16 protein-coding genes are annotated in these 18,121 nt (G+C 41.9%); 13 read left to right on the top strand and 3 right to left on the bottom strand.

The genetic code is table 11. The features are described 5' to 3' along the window. Positions 1-48 precede the first annotated feature (48 nt). On the bottom strand, positions 49-1,098 hold the full coding sequence (locus tag AC1TO8_RS01340) for a glycoside hydrolase family 88/105 protein (protein WP_482053823.1): 1,050 nt from the start codon (positions 1,096-1,098) through the stop codon (positions 49-51). A gap of 136 nt (positions 1,099-1,234) precedes the next feature. Between AC1TO8_RS01340 and AC1TO8_RS01335 the strand changes: the two genes are divergently transcribed. The 9 genes from AC1TO8_RS01335 to AC1TO8_RS01295 all read left to right on the top strand — a co-directional run bounded on the left by AC1TO8_RS01335 (position 1,235) and on the right by AC1TO8_RS01295 (position 11,746). Further along, the gene (locus AC1TO8_RS01335; protein WP_482053822.1) at positions 1,235-2,158 is read left to right on the top strand and encodes an AraC family transcriptional regulator; all 924 of its coding nucleotides are present in this window, start codon (positions 1,235-1,237) and stop codon (positions 2,156-2,158) included. Between the two features lie 118 nt (positions 2,159-2,276). Further along, positions 2,277-3,737, top strand: coding sequence for a PstS family phosphate ABC transporter substrate-binding protein (locus tag AC1TO8_RS01330; RefSeq protein WP_482053821.1), 1,461 nt, complete (start codon positions 2,277-2,279; stop codon positions 3,735-3,737). A gap of 178 nt (positions 3,738-3,915) precedes the next feature. Continuing rightward, positions 3,916-5,436, top strand: coding sequence for a YcdB/YcdC domain-containing protein (locus AC1TO8_RS01325; protein ID WP_482053820.1), 1,521 nt, complete (start codon positions 3,916-3,918; stop codon positions 5,434-5,436). A 151-nt stretch (positions 5,437-5,587) separates the two neighbouring features. Next, positions 5,588-5,731, top strand: coding sequence for an RAxF-45 family protein (locus AC1TO8_RS01320; RefSeq protein WP_482053819.1), 144 nt, complete (start codon positions 5,588-5,590; stop codon positions 5,729-5,731). 103 nt (positions 5,732-5,834) lie between these two features. Next, positions 5,835-7,784: a ribosomal protection-like ABC-F family protein gene (gene abc-f / locus AC1TO8_RS01315; RefSeq protein WP_482053818.1), complete on the top strand. Its 1,950-nt coding sequence runs from the start codon at positions 5,835-5,837 to the stop codon at positions 7,782-7,784. A gap of 123 nt (positions 7,785-7,907) precedes the next feature. Beyond that, positions 7,908-9,023 carry a hypothetical protein gene (locus tag AC1TO8_RS01310; protein ID WP_482053817.1) on the top strand — a complete coding sequence of 372 codons (1,116 nt, stop codon included), beginning with the start codon at positions 7,908-7,910 and terminating at the stop codon, positions 9,021-9,023. Positions 9,024-9,222: 199 nt separating this feature from the next. Then, complete coding sequence (locus tag AC1TO8_RS01305; protein WP_482053816.1) at positions 9,223-9,426, top strand: alpha amylase N-terminal ig-like domain-containing protein; 204 nt, start codon at positions 9,223-9,225, stop codon at positions 9,424-9,426. Beyond that, positions 9,347-10,453, top strand: coding sequence for a glycoside hydrolase family 13 protein (locus AC1TO8_RS01300; RefSeq protein ID WP_482053815.1), 1,107 nt, complete (start codon positions 9,347-9,349; stop codon positions 10,451-10,453). Before AC1TO8_RS01305 ends, AC1TO8_RS01300 begins: the two co-directional genes overlap by 80 nt. A gap of 162 nt (positions 10,454-10,615) precedes the next feature. Continuing rightward, positions 10,616-11,746, top strand: a complete 1,131-nt coding sequence (locus AC1TO8_RS01295; RefSeq protein ID WP_482053814.1) for an SGNH/GDSL hydrolase family protein — start codon at positions 10,616-10,618, stop codon at positions 11,744-11,746. Positions 11,747-11,896: 150 nt separating this feature from the next. Here the strand turns inward: AC1TO8_RS01295 and AC1TO8_RS01290 are convergent, their stop codons facing one another. Continuing rightward, the gene (locus tag AC1TO8_RS01290) at positions 11,897-13,615 is read right to left on the bottom strand and encodes a cellulase family glycosylhydrolase (protein ID WP_482053813.1); all 1,719 of its coding nucleotides are present in this window, start codon (positions 13,613-13,615) and stop codon (positions 11,897-11,899) included. A 308-nt stretch (positions 13,616-13,923) separates the two neighbouring features. Between AC1TO8_RS01290 and truA the strand changes: the two genes are divergently transcribed. Continuing rightward, positions 13,924-14,661 (top strand): tRNA pseudouridine(38-40) synthase TruA, encoded by a 738-nt coding sequence (truA, locus tag AC1TO8_RS01285; RefSeq protein ID WP_482053812.1) that lies wholly within the window; start codon positions 13,924-13,926, stop codon positions 14,659-14,661. Between the two features lie 38 nt (positions 14,662-14,699). Here truA and AC1TO8_RS01280 read toward each other — a convergent pair whose 3' ends face one another. Beyond that, positions 14,700-15,056 carry an MmcQ/YjbR family DNA-binding protein gene (locus tag AC1TO8_RS01280; RefSeq protein WP_482053811.1) on the bottom strand — a complete coding sequence of 119 codons (357 nt, stop codon included), beginning with the start codon at positions 15,054-15,056 and terminating at the stop codon, positions 14,700-14,702. Between the two features lie 169 nt (positions 15,057-15,225). Between AC1TO8_RS01280 and AC1TO8_RS01275 the strand changes: the two genes are divergently transcribed. From AC1TO8_RS01275 to AC1TO8_RS01265, 3 genes are all read left to right on the top strand, one after another. Next, positions 15,226-15,855, top strand: a complete 630-nt coding sequence (locus AC1TO8_RS01275) for a hypothetical protein (protein WP_482053810.1) — start codon at positions 15,226-15,228, stop codon at positions 15,853-15,855. A 213-nt stretch (positions 15,856-16,068) separates the two neighbouring features. Further along, on the top strand, positions 16,069-16,275 hold the full coding sequence (locus AC1TO8_RS01270; protein WP_482053809.1) for an S-layer homology domain-containing protein: 207 nt from the start codon (positions 16,069-16,071) through the stop codon (positions 16,273-16,275). Positions 16,276-16,954: 679 nt separating this feature from the next. Further along, complete coding sequence (locus AC1TO8_RS01265) at positions 16,955-17,908, top strand: alpha/beta fold hydrolase (RefSeq protein WP_482053808.1); 954 nt, start codon at positions 16,955-16,957, stop codon at positions 17,906-17,908. Positions 17,909-18,121: the final 213 nt, after the last annotated feature.

The raw sequence follows: 18,121 nt of genomic DNA, 5'->3' as shown, positions 1-18,121 counted from the left end.
TGGTGTAAGCATTGAGACTCTTTATACGATATAGAGTTTGAAGTGTAGTTACTTAACATACAACTCAGAGAGTAGCATTAGAACAAGCCCTTGCCCATAAAGCGTAGGATGACAAGGAATTTCATTATAGGCTTCAATGGAAGGCATAACTGGCGTACCACCAGAAACGCTAGTTACCTCTCCACTTGGAAGTATCTTAATCATAATGGCATCCAAAGCTCTAAAGGCCGAATCTTGGCAAGAGTTGTCTAATAAGCCTTGACGAACTGCTTTTAGGATTCCGCAGGCAATGCCGGCACTTCCCGAGACTTCCGGATAGAAATCGGATCGATCCATGACGGTAGTCCACAGTCCATCAGACTGCTGAAAGTGAATTAGTCCATGCATCATAGCGCGATAACGTTCTATAGCTTGCTCTGATAAAGAGGCTAATCCTTTCAACTCCTGCACAATCATAGGCGTTCCAACGGCGATCCAGGCATTAGCGCGAGTCCAACGAGCAGCGGACATATGATCCTGTGCGATGCAATTCCAACCATGGAACAATACGCCGGTTTCTTTGTCTTCAAGCAGACTCAAATGAAGTTCCAACTGTTTAATGGCTTCCCTAGCATAGATGGCTTCGCCGGTTAGGTGAGCAAGACGTGCTAAGAATAACACCGCCATAAAGATAGTGTCGGCCCACACCTGTTCTGGAAAGCTAACATTTTCAGTGACCGTATGTTCGAATGCTCCTTCTCGGGTACGGGGTGCTTCAGTAAGCATCCAACGTCCGATGTATTCGGCTTGCTCGAGAAATATAGGATCCTGTGTGTGTACGTAGAGGGCGGGGAAGATAGTAAAAGGAGCCATGGAATTAATGACTTTCACATGTTCCGATTGTTGCATGTTTCTGCGTGCCCACATGACGAGGCCATCCAATACCTCCCTTTTTTGTGTACTTTCATAATAGGCCAGCATGGATATGACACCGACGCCGGGAACCCAGTCCCAATGATGGATATCCATCCCCCAATTACCCAGATGATCCAATAACATAAATTGATAAACCTGGTCTGCAGTTTGATTTAAAATATTGCTTGAAATCGTATTTGGCATTCGATTCATTCCTCCATGGATGTGTAAAGGTATACATTCAATATACATTGTAGAATGAAGTGAATCTTGGTCTATCGTCTTATCGGTTTGGGATATTGTCTTTCATATTAGAAATAAGTGGAAAGGGGAACAAACAGTGGAGAGTGAGGAGCTTATTAAAAAGTACGATATGCAGGATGAGTCTCATATGCCAGAATCCGTAGTGGATGAATTCACGAATGCGATACTATCGGATTTCCCAGTTCACTGCTCGTATCGGACAACGAGCTTAGAACAGCCACATTTTCACTCCCATAATGGATTTGAGCTTTATTTATGTGTACAGGGAAATGGTGATTTCATTGCCAGTGAACAGATACATACTCTGGGAATGGGAACGTTCACCGTTGTCAGTCCAATGGCGTTACATCTTTCGAGGCCAGATAGGAGTGTGCCCTTTCATCGCTATGTTCTTGCGGTCCAAAGAAGTTATTTGGAAAATTTATATGTAGAAGATAGGGCTTCTTCTATTACAATTAGACAATGGCTTCCAGAACCAGATAATGATTCGATTCATTTTCAATTAAATGGCCGACAGTTATTGAATTTACAGGATACGCTGGCCCAACTAGAAAGGGAAATTAATAAGAAACAGCCTTGCTATCCTTTGATTGTCAAAAGCCTCATCCTACAATTATTTGCCCAACTAGGACGTTATCAATTTGAAACGGGTGAAGATCAAGGAGGGAGCTGTGAACAGAAAAGGCTGGTCGAGAACATTCTCTGTTATATGATGGAGCATCACCACGAGCCAATTAGCGCAGAAACGTTATGTGTACAGTTCCATTTGTCGCGTTCCTACTTATTCAGGATATTTAAGCAGAATACAGGAGCCTCTATTAATGAATCCTTGATCACTATTCGAATGAATAAGGCAAAGGACTTCTTACAAGGAACTGAACTGCCGATCACGGAAGTCGCAGCGACTGTTGGTTTTCAAGATCTTTCTCACTTTTGCCATACTTTTAAACGTTTATCTGGGATGACTCCTAGCCGCTATCGATCCGCACATTCCGTTTAGATAGGATACGGTTGGTTCGGTATATTCCTATTCATGGCGGTCTTCTATTCAACTGCCATGGTATAATGATTCGATTAACTTACTTTTGATCTTATGCCAATCTGAAGGAGTGAATACAATGGGATACGTATTACGGATATTGCTATTATATTGTGGTTTGTTACCATTCACCTTTTCCATACTGACGTTAGCTTTGATGAACACAAATTTGAGCTTGGTGAACATTACAATGGTGTTAATGCCCATAAGTGGAATAGCATCGGGTATATTTGCGGCTATGGACAGACATCTTCCTGGTAGTTTTGGTAAAAGATATTTACCCGTTGTATATCCACTAGGTTACACTGTTGTGGTCTGGGCTGTAGGGATGTTAATCAGTGATGGTTTTTATGGAGACCCTATATGGGGTGCTTACGCCTTGTTGCATATACCGTTTCTCCCTATTAGCTTTATGGCTTCATTCGGAGGGACGGGAATCTTATATTTATTAGCCCCTTTATTTTTTCACTCGACTTTTGTATTAGGATATTTCTTGAAAGAGAGAACGCGGCTGCCAAGGGTTGAAATACATAGTAAACAGTTGATTTCCGTAGCTATCGTTATTTTAATAGCAGGTGGAATCGGAGGCTCAGTGCAGTGGCAGCGTAGCCAAACCGTACTGCTTTCTTATGGATTTGAGCATGGAGGAGGCTACTCAAGTACTGATTTGTGGCCATATGACGTTTCAAATCCTAGTAATCGATTGCCACGGCTGGCAGAAGAAGCGCAATTTAGAATTGAAGATTCCAAAGGTATGCTTATTTTAGATGGAGCGGAAGCGGCTTTTCCTGTCTACTCTGCTTTTGCTCAGGCCACATACGACCAGACGGATTTAGGGGATTCTAAGGGGGCATTCGTCAGCTTCACAAACACTATTTATGCTTATGAACGGTTATTGAGAGGAGAAGTTGACATTTACTTTGGGGCAGAACCGTCTGCGCATCAGCTGAAAATGGCAAAAGAGAGTGGGCATGAACTAGTCATGACACCCATCGGTAAGGAAGCATTCGTATTCTTTGTGAACGAAAATAATGCGATCAAAGGGTTGACGGTGTCAGAGATTACAGACATATACTCCGGTAAGACTCAGAACTGGAAAGAAGTTGGTGGGAAGAACAAGAAGATCGTTGCATTCCAACGTCCCGAAAATTCGGGAAGCCAGACCCTTTTGGAAAAGATTATGGGAGACACACCTATAATTAAACCTTTAAAAGAAGAGGTACCACGCGGTATGGGCGGAATTCTAGAGCAAGTAGCTGATTATCGGAATTATGAAAATTCAATTGGGTTTTCATTTCGTTTTTTTGCAACAGGTATGAATCAAAGCACGGGTATTAAACTTCTTGCTATCAACGGGGTGGAACCCAATGAAGATAATATTTCAAATGGCACTTATCCATTTTCCGCTCATTTGTATGCTATTACATTGAGGAAGGATAATCCTAAGCCAATGATTGCTCCATTTCTAGAGTGGATGCAAGGACCTCAAGGCCAACAGTTGGTAGAGGAAGTGGGCTATGTGAGATTAACAACTCCTTGATTGCTAAGGAAGTAGCTCACATGTGCCATTTCTTTGTTTGAGGATGTTTGTAATCATGTATATGACACATGTAGAGTGCTTGATATTGATGGGTCTGAAAGAATAGATGTGATAGTATTGCTCATAGGTATTGCTTGTAATGATTGCGTAAAAGGATGACTTTAGTAGGAGGGAAAACGTGTCAATCGATAAAGAGAAGCTTTTGGCTAGAGCGAAAACCATTGTTATGATACCCGAGTATTATCAGCTAGAGATGGAAGACAACATGCCCGAAGGCGATGAGAAAGAACGGTGCTTTATCTGGGAGGACCCTGCAAATCGGGATCACACAATTGAGATCACACTGGATTTGGTAACCGGACACCTGACACGGCTTGCTATTGATCGGGAAGAAGTGAGAGAGACCAAGGAGGAGGCTAAACGGTTAGGCATGGATGGGAAGGCTAGAGCGGTAGCCGATGAATTCGTTGCGAAGTTTGCTCCCTATCCTGAGGAATATACGTCAGTCTTACTTGAAAAAAGAAGAGACAGAGTCGACTTTACGTTTCGCGAGGAAGTCGGCGGGCTGCCTCTACCCGGCACAGGTTGTTGGCTGACGCTAGATACAGAACTAAACGTCGTACGATATCATCTAGATGGGGGAAAGGCTAATAAGGCTCGGAAGCCTGAATGGCCGTCCCCCATTGTGGATGCGGATACTGTGATGAAGGATATACGGAGCAATTTACGGATGGCACTAACGATTGTTTCCCTACATCCTTCTATGTATGAAATGAAAGGAACCGAACAGGAATATCGACTAGTGTATGAACCGATTTTAGGCCATCAAAGTATTGATGCTGTTACAGGTCGTGATCTGTTTGGTCCTGAACACTACGTCATGCCGCCAAGTCGCCCTTTGGTGCTAATCGATACTGTTCCGACGCCTGCTACTGACGAGACGGTGTCCTGGGAACAACGGCTTGGGATCAATCTAGAGCATTATGTGCTAGAGAAGTCGACGGATGACGGGGAGAGAATAAGATCCTTTTATCAACTAAGGGGGCAGGAGGAGGAGAACCCAGAACGGGATCCCTTGTCAAGAGATGCTTACATGGAACGAAAATGGGGTAAAAATCTGCGTAATTTTAGGGACTCCTCGATCATGGTACAACTGGAGAAGACGACTGGACGTCTGGTCGGGTATCACTGGTTAGATCGGGTGAAGGAAGGAGAAACGGCGCTAAACCGGGAACAGTGTTGGAAGAAGGCTGAACAATTTCTGCGTATCGTATTTCCAGACTACAACGATTATCTCCAACTTGAAATTGATAAAGATGAATCAGATGGGGAACCGTGCGAACGTGAATTTTTCTATTTGCCCGTTTATATCGACGGAATCCCCGTGAACCATGAGAGAATAACGATCAGTGTTAGCACATCGACGGGAGACGTCTGTAACTATATGGGTGTTTCTTATGAGATGATTCTAGAATTGGTAGGACGCAGTTTCAATCCAATTCTCGAGTCGGAAACCGTATTTGATTACTATGCCGAACAGATGAAACTTCATCTTGAGTGGCACTTAGACCCTGATCAAGAGGTTACTGCATATCGGCTATTATATGAACCGACCGCGACTACCTGCAATGAGTGGGGGGAGAAACGAACTTTACAGTATATAGATGCAGTTTCGGGCGAACCTATTTATGGAAAGTAGTTATATTATCGTAAAACCCTAGTTTTATTAACCATTGTTATACCATCAACAAACGTAAGCTTCTATTACCGACTCCACACATATGGAAAGCATTGCTTAACATCATTATTTATGTTAAAGTATAGAAATTAATGTGAAGGGGGTGAGGTAGGTGAATCACGAAATGGTCAATAACCGTATTAGCCAGCTGCCGATTTCTATGGCTGGTATTGTTCATACATTTTTCACGAACGGGATCAGTCTGTCCAATTCTGAACATACGTTTGAACCATTCGTGAGAAGACGCCTACCTTAACCACAACGGATATTTTTACCATCCTGAGGGTCGCGGGCTTGTTGCTGCGGCTCTTTTTGTGCATCAAATGTTAGGGTCTTCATCTAAATAGGAGGCTTTTGAAATGATAATAGTTAATATTCAACAAATAAAAAAATACCATGCTGCAAATCTTGTATTGGACGGGGTAACGCTTCAACTCCAAACCGGTGAGAAAGTCGGTCTGATAGGCCGTAACGGCAGCGGAAAATCGAGTTTACTCCGGTTAATTGCGGGCCATGAGCGGGTAGATGAAGGTATGCTAACGATCAAGAAGGGATTACGTATTGGTTATTTGCCACAAATTCCTGCCGAGTTCGAGAAACTAAACGTATATAAGGTACTAGCTTATGGTTATCGGGAACTGATGGTCACTAAGCAGGAAATGCTCGTTATCGAACAGCAAATGTCCAGCTCTGAGGCTGTTGTCAATCCTGAACTGATGGAGGCTCTGCTCAAGACGTATGCGGTAGTTCAGGAACGCTTTGAACGAAGTGGCGGTTATGAGATGGATACGGCTATTGATCAAGTAGCAAGTGGATTGCAGATTGATCGTAGCAACGATGAGCGGATGTTTGGCAGTTTGTCCGGTGGGGAGAAGACTCGTATTGTTCTGGCGTCCCAATTAGTTGTCCGTCCAGATTTATTGCTATTAGATGAGCCGACGAATCACTTAGATCTCAAGGGGATAGAGTGGCTGGAGCAGTTTCTTCAACGTTATGATGGCGCATGTATTATCGTATCGCATGATCGTTATTTCCTCGATGCTATCGGCACGAAAATGATCGAATTGGAGGATGGAGAGGCTTATACGTATCTTACTAACTACAGTGGATATATGAAGGAGAAGGAAGCACGTCTTTTGCAACAGTTCGCGCAGTTTCAAGAGCAGCAGAAGGTGATGAAAAAAATGAAAGAAACGATTCGTCAGTTAGAGGAATGGGGGCGAGTTGCAGGGGATGAGAAATTTTTCAAACGGGCAGCGTCGATTCGTAAAGCTTTAGAAAGGATGGAGGCTGTAAAACGTCCCGTACTGGAGCAGAAAACGGCGGATTTCGATCTGTCCCCACTCGATCGTTCTGGCCGCAAGGTGATCACATTCGAGGGTTTGACGAAGAAATTCGGGACACAGGTGATTTTGAATGGAGCAGAGGGGAGTCTGCTGTACGGTGAGAAGGTCGTGTTATTGGGGGATAATGGATCGGGCAAAACGACGCTGTTCAACCTGCTTCTAGGTTCGTTTGAGGCGGATGCAGGTGAGGTAGAGCGAGGGGCACGTGTGGAAATGGGTTACTTGGCTCAGCAAGAACCAGTGAACGACAATAAGCTGACGGTATTGGAATATTTTCAGACTGAGGGAAGTTTGGAGGAAGGTGAAGCGCGAAATGTGTTGGCGAAATATTTGTTCTTTGGCGCTGACGTATTCAAGCCATTGCAAATGCTCTCTGGCGGTGAATGGTCTCGCTTGCGTCTAGCAGTGCTTGTAAGACGTAAGCCGAACCTACTTCTGCTGGATGAGCCGACGAATCATCTTGATATGGCTTCACGCGAAGCATTGGAGGAGGCGTTGGAAGATTATCCAGGAACGGTATTGGCGATTTCCCATGATCGTTATTTCATTAATCGTCTAGCGAAGAGTGTGTGGGAGCTGAAGCAAGGTAAGATTGCTAAATATCTCGGTAATTATGATGATTTTAAAGGGAAGAGTGAAGAACGGTTGTCGAAAGAGAGCAAATTGGTGAGTGGTGCATCACGTATAACCGAAGGGAAAACTTTCGCTACTGATCGGCAGAAACAAGGAGTCAAAGGGGTTAAAAGCACCGACTTGAGTCGTACAAACGAGCGGAAACTTGAGCAGTTGGAACTTGAAATTGCTGTACTTGAAGAGGAGCTAATCCGTGCCGACGAAGATCTTCATCGTCTAGATCATATAGGCGATACACTTCAACTTGAAGCAAGGTGGCATGAGCGGGTAGAGAGACAATCACAGCTTGATAATCTTCTGGAATTGTGGATGGAAGAGTCGAACGGATGACTTTTACAATTCGCATACGATAATGCTGATACATTCAAGAAGGATATTCCAGCCCGAACGTGGAATCACTTTCAAAGGGGATGTATCCCTAACTGAACTTGAGGATGGGCTGGGATCATTAGGATGCAAGAGTATGTTTTATCTGGTGGAGAAGTTGTACGATTGAAGCATTATATTGAAGACAAGCATCGCAGTCTTGAGCCGAAGCAACGGGCACCGATATTAGCCGATGCGGTGCATCGGATCATTGAGAGCCGTCTTCCTTCTTTTCCAGATGAGGTGAAGAAGCAGATTTGTCATGAGCTACTTATGAAGCATAGAGAAACCCTCGTCATTCATGCGGAAGATGTGCTTCAACATTGTATGTCTTTGGATTTGAGACAAGAGGATCTATTATCCTCCTTAGCTGCATGGGTGTGCAGTAGATCTGAATCTCCTGTGGATGAAGCGGTTGTTCGAAACAACCTTCTTCAGTGGTCACAGCAATTAATGCCTATAGATGCCGTCTCACTACAAGTGCTGGAGCAGGAATTGGATCAGCATCAGATGAGTGTATATAGCGAGATTGCAGTTGCCAGCGAGCCTGTTGTTCCAATATGGAACAAGGAATGGTTCAATCGAAAGAAATGGATTGCGCTAGCTTGTTCGATGGCCGTTATTCTCTCGTTATTACTGATTATGCCACTTCCATGGGATCAACAGTCGTCTGTACTCGTACCAGATGTAACAGGTGAAGTGCTAGAACTTAAGTTGAATGAGAATGTGAAGCAGGAGCCAGTCGATGGAATTCCTAAAGATTTCGAATATGTTTCTATAGATACGAAACGTTTGCAGCAATATTTGCGGGATAAAAACTCCATGTTAGCCGAGGAACCTTATTTGTCCGCGATTGTGAAAGCAAGCAAGGAATTCAATATTCACCCTCTCTTGTTGTTCGCGATTACTGGACAAGAACAAGGATTCGTTCGAAAGGATCATACGCGGGCTGAAGAAATAGCGAATAATCCTTTTAACGTTTTTGGTAGTTGGGAGAGTTACAATACAACGATTGAAGGTTCAGCTACGATAGCAGCACGGACAGTATTTAATATTAGTGGTCGTCGTCCAGGAGCAAGTCACCCGATTCAATGGTTAAATCTCACCTATGCCGAGGATCCAGATTGGTGGAAGGGAGTCACTTGGTTCTTCAATGAGATGAAGCGAGAGGTTGCGGATGAATCTTTTGAATGGCCAGAGTAAGTTGATGAAGTTCAAACATGATGTTTGAGCTTTTTTTTGTTACTTTTTCATTGGGAAGTATCAATGAGATTTTCGAAAAACTAGATATGGACGATGTCATCACTCATATACCCGACGAGCGGCAGCACAACCACTTTTAGGAAAGACTGCATCCAATATGGTCCTGTTATTGACGAAATAAAGATGCTATGTTAGTCTGATGGTAATTAAAGGGCAATGTAACCTTTGGGTTCAACCTCGTGTATACGTGGGTTGGGCCCTTTTTGCATTATCCCGGGAAAAGGAGAATGATACAAATATGAATATAGAAGCTATTTATCACCGTGCAAAATTTAATTGGTCTTATGCCTATGATGATCAGACTTTGCATATCCGGATTCGGACGAAGAAAGCTGATTCATAGCGGTCACACATTTGAACCGTTTGTAGATGTGATGGCTCATGGTGATACCTCTCCTTATGCCGATTGGTTTCACGTGCATGAATGGCCGCTCACGGTGAAGGATGGCGTACCGACTTACGATACGTTCGGCTTCGAGCCGATCATGCCGAAATTGAATACCGAAAATGCTGAAGTGAAGGATTACCTACTTAAGGTAGCGAAGTATTGGATAGAAGAAGTTGAAATCGATGGTTGGAGACTCGATGTAGCGAACGAGGTTGATCATGCCTTCTGGAGGGAGTTTCGAAAAACAGTAAAGGATGTCAATCCAGACGCGTATATTGTTGGTGAAATTATGAACGATGCACTACCGTGGCTACTTGGCGACCAATTCGATGCGGTCATGAATTATCCATTTACGAAGGTATGCCTGGACTTTTTTGCACATGATCGGATCGGAGCAAGTCAGTTCGTTAATAGGCTTGGCGGGCAATTGAGTAGCTATCCACAGCAAGTGAATGAAGTTGCTTTTAATTTGCTCGGCAGTCACGATACGGTGCGGTTGCTCACGTTGTGTGGAAATAGCATAGAACGGATGAAGCTAGCTTCCTTGTTCCAACTTACGTTCCCAGGCGCTCCTTGTATTTATTACGGCGATGAAATTGGTATGGACGGGGAGCATGACCCTGATAACCGCAAATGTATGGAATGGGATCCGCAGAAGCAGAATGGTGACTTACTCAAATTTTTCAAGAAAACAATCACTTTGCGACACCAATATTCTGCATTACAAGACGGAATGCTCACCTTTCTACAGGATCAGGCGAACGACGGGAATTTAATCTACGAGCGCCGAGATGCTCAGGATCGGTTCGTTATTCTTATTAACAAATCAGAAGAAGCCTCTGCATTTCGGACAACGGTAACGGGAGAAGGCTGGATGGACATAGTGTCCGATACACTAGTTACAACTGTGCATGGTCAATTGAACTTGGAACTTCCACCATTTGGGTATGCGATATTGCATAGGAAGGTTAAGAGTGAATAATCAAGAACCATAACATTAGGATGCTCATTATAGCTCTCAATCTTTATTTCGTGCAAAGCACTCCATGAATGTGGGGTGCTTAATATTGATGGGGAAAGGAAATAGCCGAGATAGTATATGTTATTAAGATGAACTGAAATATTTAATAAAGGAGGAACAACAATGAAGAAGAATGAAAGGTTAGAGGTACATACATTAGCGGATATCGAAAATTTAAAAGTTCATGGTAGAACAACAGGGTGTCTTTCCCCATTGACTCTTTTTTGGACAGGAAGTGCTATTGAATTAAATGCAAAGGGTTCTGAACTATGGATTGAAGTAGAAGTGGATTATGAAAGTTATGAGCCTTGGATTAGCACAATAATTAACTCTGTTCCTGTAAGTAGACAAATGCTGACAGCAGGGAGGTATTGGGTTTGTGTATTTAGAGGGATGAGTGAGGATGTTGTGAAAAATGTTCGTATTGTAAAAGAGGTCCAGGCGATGAGTGGAGATCCTGATTGCTCACTACAGATCCATGCAGTGAAGTTTGATGGGGAATTGTTGGCTGTTGAGGAGAAACCATATAAGGTTGAGTTTATAGGAGACAGTATTACTTCAGGGGAAGGAATTATTGGGTCAAAGACGGAAGAAGACTGGATTTCGATGTGGTTTAGCGCATCAAACAATTATAGTACGATAACAGCAGAAGCTTTGAATGCAGACTATCGAATGATATCTCAAAGTGGATGGGGTGTACTTACAAGCTGGGACAATAATCCACATGCTAATATTCCTAAATATTACGATAAAGTGTGTGGACTTCTTACTGGAGTGAAAAATGAAGCTTTAGGAGCATTGAAAGAAAATGATTTTTATTCGTGGCAGCCAGACGTTGTGGTGGTTAATCTTGGAACAAATGATGCGGGTGCTTTTCATTCACCAGAGTGGATAGATGAAGTAAATGGGAAAAGGTATAAACAACGATTAAATGAAGATGGCACCTATAATGCAGATGATTTAAAATCCTTTGAGGAAGCAGTCGGAAATTTTCTTATTCAGCTTAGAAAATATAATAAAGAGGCACATATTATATGGGCATATGGAATGCTAGGTGTACCCTTGATGCCAGCTATCTACCGCGCAGTAGATTGTTATACTAAAAAGACTGGAGATCGGAAGGTTTCGGTTTATCAACTACCCAATATGAGTGATGAAACAGTAGGTGCAAGAAGTCATCCAGGAATATTATCCCACGAGAAGGCAGCAAAAGAATTAACTGGGTATATAAAAGAAATTTTGTCGATAAAATAAAGCGCTCGGCGTATTGGATGAGGAATAGAGTTACTGGAGAAAATATAGGTTTCTCAAGATCAAAAAGCGTTCTCCAGAAACCTCTCTGGAGAACGCCTTTTATTGGAAATATAAGGAATTATAACTTCTGCTTGTTCGCATGAATAGCTATTACAAAACTGTACCGACAACGTTCGTTCCATTCTTCGTGATCTTATAGGAAATAACATCACCATTCCAGAAATGGAATTTCAAAGTCACATCGCTGTCTTTTACATCTTTAAAGAAGTTCGGAAGCAACTTGATCTCATTAGTGTCATAAGATGGTGCGAATGTATAGCCGAATTCTTTGAATGGAGTCCAGTCTTGTGGACCTGCATTGCTGCCATCTGGATATACGGCTTCCATCGTGGCAAGTTGATTGCCGTTAAAGATAGTTGGAATGGCAAAAACTTCGGTTGTACCTTTTGCATTACTGAATTTAACTGTGTCTGACACTGTCAGTTTTAGCTTCCAAGTTACGCCTTTGTTGAATTTGACAGTAAAGACCACCTCTTCACCTATTTTCTTGGAAGCGGTGAGTACAGAAAGCTTGCTTGCCTTTAAGGTAAGTACTTCGCCTTTCAAGGTGTAGTCTTTTCCTTCAATCAAATATTTATTATTGGCACTAATCGTTTTGAATTTATTACCGTTCAGGTTAAGATTAACGTTCGTGTCCTTAATCTTAGAATTCTTATTAAGGAAGATTAGGTCGGATTCAAGAGTTGCTGAACGTTCCTTCAAACCTGACATCAAGATGTTATGCAGTTCAGGATCTGACCACTTATGAGTCGTACGATTTAAATGCTGACCGTTATCCCAAAGCATCGTAGCTAATTTTTTTTCTTTCGCATAATGAGTTAGGTACTCGAAGAATTTCAGCTTCTCACCTTGTTCAATAACACCTGTATCTACATCGAAGCCAAGTAGGCCGTATTCACCGATGATAACCGGAATCCCTTTAGCAACGAAAGTGTTGTATACGTTATCAAAAGTTTGAGTAATATCGTTCTTTGTATCTTTATCAAATGTCGTGTGACCCGCAATGTTCACGCTAAATGGCCAGAAGCCATAGTAATGGACGGTTGCGATTATATTTGGATCGTTCAGCGCTGTAATGGTCTTATAAAGCGCATTCATTCTTGTTTCTGAAGGAGTAGTTTCTAATGAAGGCAGGACCAGTGGTCTCTCAGCGTTGTTGCCACCGGATTTGCGGACGATGGTATGGAAGGATGTATTGAGTTCCACTAGCATTTCTTCCATCTTTGTCTCATCCGTGCTGCCACCATCAGTGAAGCGTGGCTCATTAATACTTTCGAACATTAGCTTGTCCGATTGATCCTTGAAGACATCAGCAATTTGGGTCCAGGCAGCGTTATAACGTGCCAGAACTTCATCATGTTTCTCTTCCATATGGCTTACCCATAGCCAAGAGTCATGATGGATGTTAATCATCACATACAGGTCTGCATCTAGCGCCCAGCCAACCACTTCTTCTACACGATCGAGGTAGGATTTTTCAATAGTATAATCTGGTGCCTCACCGATGTGATTATCCCATGTGATGGGAAGTCGAATACTTTTATAGCCTTGTGCGGAGATTTCGTTAATAAGCGCTTTGGTTATACGCGGATTACCCCAGGATGTTTCATCGTCACCTAGTGCGTCCAATGTATTGCCAAGGTTCCATCCAGGTTGCATGTTGTCTACATACGATTGCATCTTACTTTTGGGTGCTACCGTAGCTTGCTCATCGGTGGGAGCAGCGGAAGTAACGGAAGAGAACAGAGAGAGTAGAAGGGCAGTGACAATGGTGAGTGATAAGAAAGATTTGTGCATTTTTGTAGTCATTGAGTTCTCCTTTAATAGATAAATTTTGATACATAAATATGATCTTGATTCGGTACAGATGGTTTCGATAACGTTTTCATAAAAAAATATCAAAAGTTATGAAAGCGCTATCTAAATAAGACTAACATATAATATTCGCCAAAAATACCATGCTAATTTGTAAGGAAATCATATGTAAATTAGTGATAATCAAAATTCACAATTATAATTGTGTAAATATGTGCTTCTCGGTGAACAATCCTATATAATTAACGGAATAATACTAAACGCAATCGCAACTATCATGTTAAAGGAAAAAGGGGAAAACAATGAATAATTATAAACTAACCATTCAATATGATGGTGGACGATATAAGGGCTGGCAGCGTCTGGGAGATAATGAAAATACGATTCAAGGGAAAATTGAAAAGGCGATATCCGAAATGATAGGTCGACCGATTGAAATTATTGGGTCAAGCAGGACGGATGCGGGGGTACACGCTCTTGCGCAAATAGCAAATTTTAAAATGAGTGAAAATATGACTGAATCTAAAATGATGAGTGTTTTGAATAGTTATTTACCCCAGGATATTAGCATTCGGGAGATTACTCTAGTCGATGATCGTTTTCACTCCCGTTATCATGCCAAAGATAAAACATATTTGTATAAAATATGGAACGAGGCATATAGCCATCCCTTTATGCGGAAATACAGTATGCATGTTAGGAAGAAGCTGGATATTGAAAAAATGAGAAGAGCATGTCAGCATTTTATCGGCGAACATGATTTCACTGCATATTCCAATGCCAAGTCTAATAAAAAGACGATGGTACGTGAAATTTATTCTCTAGAATTAGAAGAGGTTGCAGGCTTCATCGAATTACGTGTGTGCGGGAATGGATTTCTTTATAATATGGTTCGCAAGATGATTGGAACGCTTATCGAGATTGGATTGGGAGAGATAGAGGTGGAAGAACTACCTACCATTCTACTCTCCAAGGAACGAGTCCAAACGGGTGGCATGGCGGATGCAAGTGGGCTTTACTTGGAGAAGATTAATTTTTAGAATTTGGAGAAAGTAATACTTCAATTCAATAAAATGGATTACTGTTGGATAATGGCATCCTTCTCTGATTTCTTTAATCCTTTAAACACCAATTCGTAAGAATGATCAATCATTGTGAATAATTCTAGTTCTGGAATGGTACCATCGATCAAGACAGTGTTCCAGTGGTTTTTGTTTAAGTGATACCCGGGAATGATCGAAGAGTATTGTTGTCTTAAGTTTTCTGCTATAAATGGATCACATTTTAGGCTGATCGTTAGCTGATTATTATGGTAGGCAATTAAAGCGAACATCTTTGAGGCAACTTTTATTACAAGAACATCGTGACCGAAAGGGTAGTCTTCTAGGCTACTCTTTTTTGATAAGCAATAACTGGATAATTCTTTTATGTCCATGATCGTCTATGTCTCCTTGAGTTAATCTATTCACCAAATCTACAATTCAATGACTACTATTTTGCGAGGAAGAGAGTGCATGAAGTAATAGATTTCCTAATTGTACTGTTTTTAAATGGACAAAATCAAGTGACGGAATGGTATGATAGAAAGTGGGGTGAAGATGAATATGAAAACCAACAATGAGACAACCAACGAGGAAATAAACAATAATCAAGGAACTATATCTGAAGAAAACAGGGTTGAGCTCCTAAAGGCAGTTCATCATAACGGCATCGTATCTTTGAAAAAGCATTTCAACGAAGTCCAAGGACAAGTGTTGAATCTGGAAGCTTATGGTCCTGTTTTTGTTTATCATGTGAAGGATGACTCGAATGATGTTTATTCAAGTGGTTTTTTTCTGCAAGAGTTAGTTGCAAAGTTTCAGTCGGGCAATGATCCGGCAATTTGGATGGCTTCTTTCTTCTATGAGCTGATGAAGAATAAGGGAGGCAAAGCTCTTCCACAACCAGCCTCAAGCGAAGACGAAGCGAAAGCAATTATAGACAAGGTGTTAGTTCCCAAATGTATAGCAGAGGTACGTGAGGAATTTTCTCCAGAGGAAGTTCATGCGGGTCTAGCTTGGAACCAAGAGATCGGTCCGATCTTCGAAGTTGGATTCCCAGCGATAAAAGAAGGAAATAACGTGTGCGCTTTCCCATTACATCTATTGTTCACACATTTACAATTGAATCGGGACCCTTCAGAGCTGTTAGTTCAAGGCATGTACAAGATTCGAAAAGAACATGGGATGGACTAAGATACAATAGTTAAATTAACCGCTCTTATCATGAGCGGTTTTTTTGTTTAGGCTATTTACTTAAATATCGTTTCTTTTATAATACGTAAAAAGAACTGGCAACCCAATAATATTGCTGATGGTATTTCATGTGAAATTGTTTGCATTCTCCAATTTGTGGATAAGTAATTAACACTTACTTATAATAGTGGTCAAATATCATGCAAGCAGTAAATGGTGGAATCTGATGGTACTTTCCGTCCAGATGCAGACATTACACGTGCTGAGATGGCAGCGATACTCGCAATCACTAAGGGGCAGTCTATCGAAGTAAATGCAACAACGGACTTTGCAGATGACAAGGATATACCAGCGTGGGCGAAAAATAGTGTTGCTTTCGTGAAGCAAGCAGGGATTGGACAAGGTAAAGTCAATAACTAATTCGCTCCTCAACACCACGCTACAAGAGCAGAGACCATAACGGTTCTGCTGAACATCTTGGCACATATGAGCAAGCAAGTAGTCATCATCGTACAAATGTGTACTTGTTAAATAAGAAGGGAGTAGTAGTCACGCTCCCTTCTTATTTTTGCTTGAAATTGTCGAAAGGTATCTAAACAGTCAGCAGGGAGACTCCCTTAATATCCGGGAGTAAGCAGTTTCAGGGAGAATGTACGCATGATGGGGAATATTTTGATGTACACACGGTTTTCTACTCACAAGAATACGCGATTTCATTATTCTGAGCTACAGTTCAAAGGTGACCATCCTGCATATCAATGTGACTTCCAAATCCAGCTCGGACATGTTAGCTTCATACGGCTTCAATGTAAAGCATGTGAAAATTCTGAACAGGCTCATGCGTATTGACCTATTAGGTAAACGTAGTTATAATGAAATTGACCTAGTAGGTAAGGTGTGAATATATATAATGGTTATTATCATGATTTCAAAAGTTTTGAATCTGAAATCCAAAAGAAAGGGCGTTATTTTAAATGCAGCATTAAAGTAACTTGCCACGAAGGGGATTTGAAGATGCCTCGCATGGTTCTTTTGGGCTGCTATCTTCACTGATTCCAATGTATGAGAAAAAATAACTTTTGGAGGTCTTGATGCAGCGATGAAAGATTATACAAACAAACACCAAGGTAACAAGTCCCTAGGCAGTGGATCGCCGATTGGAAGTTTCTACAACGTGGAAGGACGAGAATTGTTACTCGATTGTTCTGGGACTGGAAGTCCAACAGTAGTATTTATACCGGCATCCGGCATGGTCGGACTTGATTATTTAAATATCCACAATAAAATTAGTCAGCGTACAACATCAGTGATCTATGATCGAGCGGGAACGGGCTGGAGCGATCAGGTTAAGCTACCTCGAAGTGCCCTCGAGGTCACTGATGAATTGCGGAGTGTTTTGCATACCGCCGGTGTCCCAGCTCCCTATCTGTTCGTCGGCCACTCGTTGGGTGGAATATACTCACGCCTGTACGCCCAACGATTTCCAGATGAGGTAGCTGGGATGCTTCTGCTAGAACCAGCTCATGAGGACTTTCTCACCAATACACCAAAGTTAAAGAAGCGCTACCTTTTTCAGCAGGGTTTTGCAATCCTTCAGACACTCCTAACTTACAAGCAGCTTTTTCGTGGTTTATTCGAGCAGATGTTTGCAAAGTGGCCAGATTCGATACGTGAACCGCTGATTGAATATCATGTCAGGACATTATCGAAAACGATTACTGAAAGGAAAAACTTGAACAGCGAGCTCTATAACGAAGTCCGTAATGGTGGAGACATGCCGGATATTCCGTTGATTGTGTTTACAGCGATGGGGATCGACCCATTCATGACTCCGCTCATGAGTAAATCATTTCTGCGTGAGACTATTGATCCATTCAATAATATAAAAAGTACGATCTATACAAAATTAGCAAATTCAGTTCCGCGTGGGGAGCATCGTATACTCGAGAATGCTGGACATACTACGATCCACACGGATTGTCCAGACCAAGTGATAGAAGCGATCTGGAACTTACTCGATAGTGTAGACAGCTCAGGAAGTAAATTGATTTAATACCTTTCATATTTGGTATTTTTTGCTCTACAGAACTTTCAATTCTGTAGAGATTTTGATTTGAGGGGCTTTTTGTTATTGAACACTGGTGAATCGTTTCGTGATGTCCAAATCCAGTTCGGATATGATTGCTTCATACGGCTTCAATGTGAAGCATGTGAAAATGCTGAACGGGATGATGCGTATTGATCTTATAGGAAAATGAAATTATAA

The sequence above is a fragment of the Paenibacillus sp. Y859 genome (assembly GCF_056786405.1).
This window is presented reverse-complemented; position numbering and strand designations above follow the sequence as displayed.

Coding starts and splice junctions, on each gene's coding strand:
- AC1TO8_RS01340 (WP_482053823.1), bottom strand. CDS start 1,098: ATGCCAAATACGATTTCAAGCAATATTTTAAATCAAACTGCAGACCAG.
- AC1TO8_RS01330 (WP_482053821.1), top strand. CDS start 2,277: ATGGGATACGTATTACGGATATTGCTATTATATTGTGGTTTGTTACCA.
- abc-f (WP_482053818.1), top strand. CDS start 5,835: ATGATAATAGTTAATATTCAACAAATAAAAAAATACCATGCTGCAAAT.
- AC1TO8_RS01310 (WP_482053817.1), top strand. CDS start 7,908: ATGCAAGAGTATGTTTTATCTGGTGGAGAAGTTGTACGATTGAAGCAT.
- AC1TO8_RS01305 (WP_482053816.1), top strand. CDS start 9,223: ATGGTAATTAAAGGGCAATGTAACCTTTGGGTTCAACCTCGTGTATAC.
- AC1TO8_RS01295 (WP_482053814.1), top strand. CDS start 10,616: ATGAAGAAGAATGAAAGGTTAGAGGTACATACATTAGCGGATATCGAA.
- AC1TO8_RS01290 (WP_482053813.1), bottom strand. CDS start 13,615: ATGACTACAAAAATGCACAAATCTTTCTTATCACTCACCATTGTCACT.
- truA (WP_482053812.1), top strand. CDS start 13,924: ATGAATAATTATAAACTAACCATTCAATATGATGGTGGACGATATAAG.
- AC1TO8_RS01280 (WP_482053811.1), bottom strand. CDS start 15,056: ATGGACATAAAAGAATTATCCAGTTATTGCTTATCAAAAAAGAGTAGC.
- AC1TO8_RS01275 (WP_482053810.1), top strand. CDS start 15,226: ATGAAAACCAACAATGAGACAACCAACGAGGAAATAAACAATAATCAA.
- AC1TO8_RS01270 (WP_482053809.1), top strand. CDS start 16,069: ATGGTGGAATCTGATGGTACTTTCCGTCCAGATGCAGACATTACACGT.
- AC1TO8_RS01265 (WP_482053808.1), top strand. CDS start 16,955: ATGAAAGATTATACAAACAAACACCAAGGTAACAAGTCCCTAGGCAGT.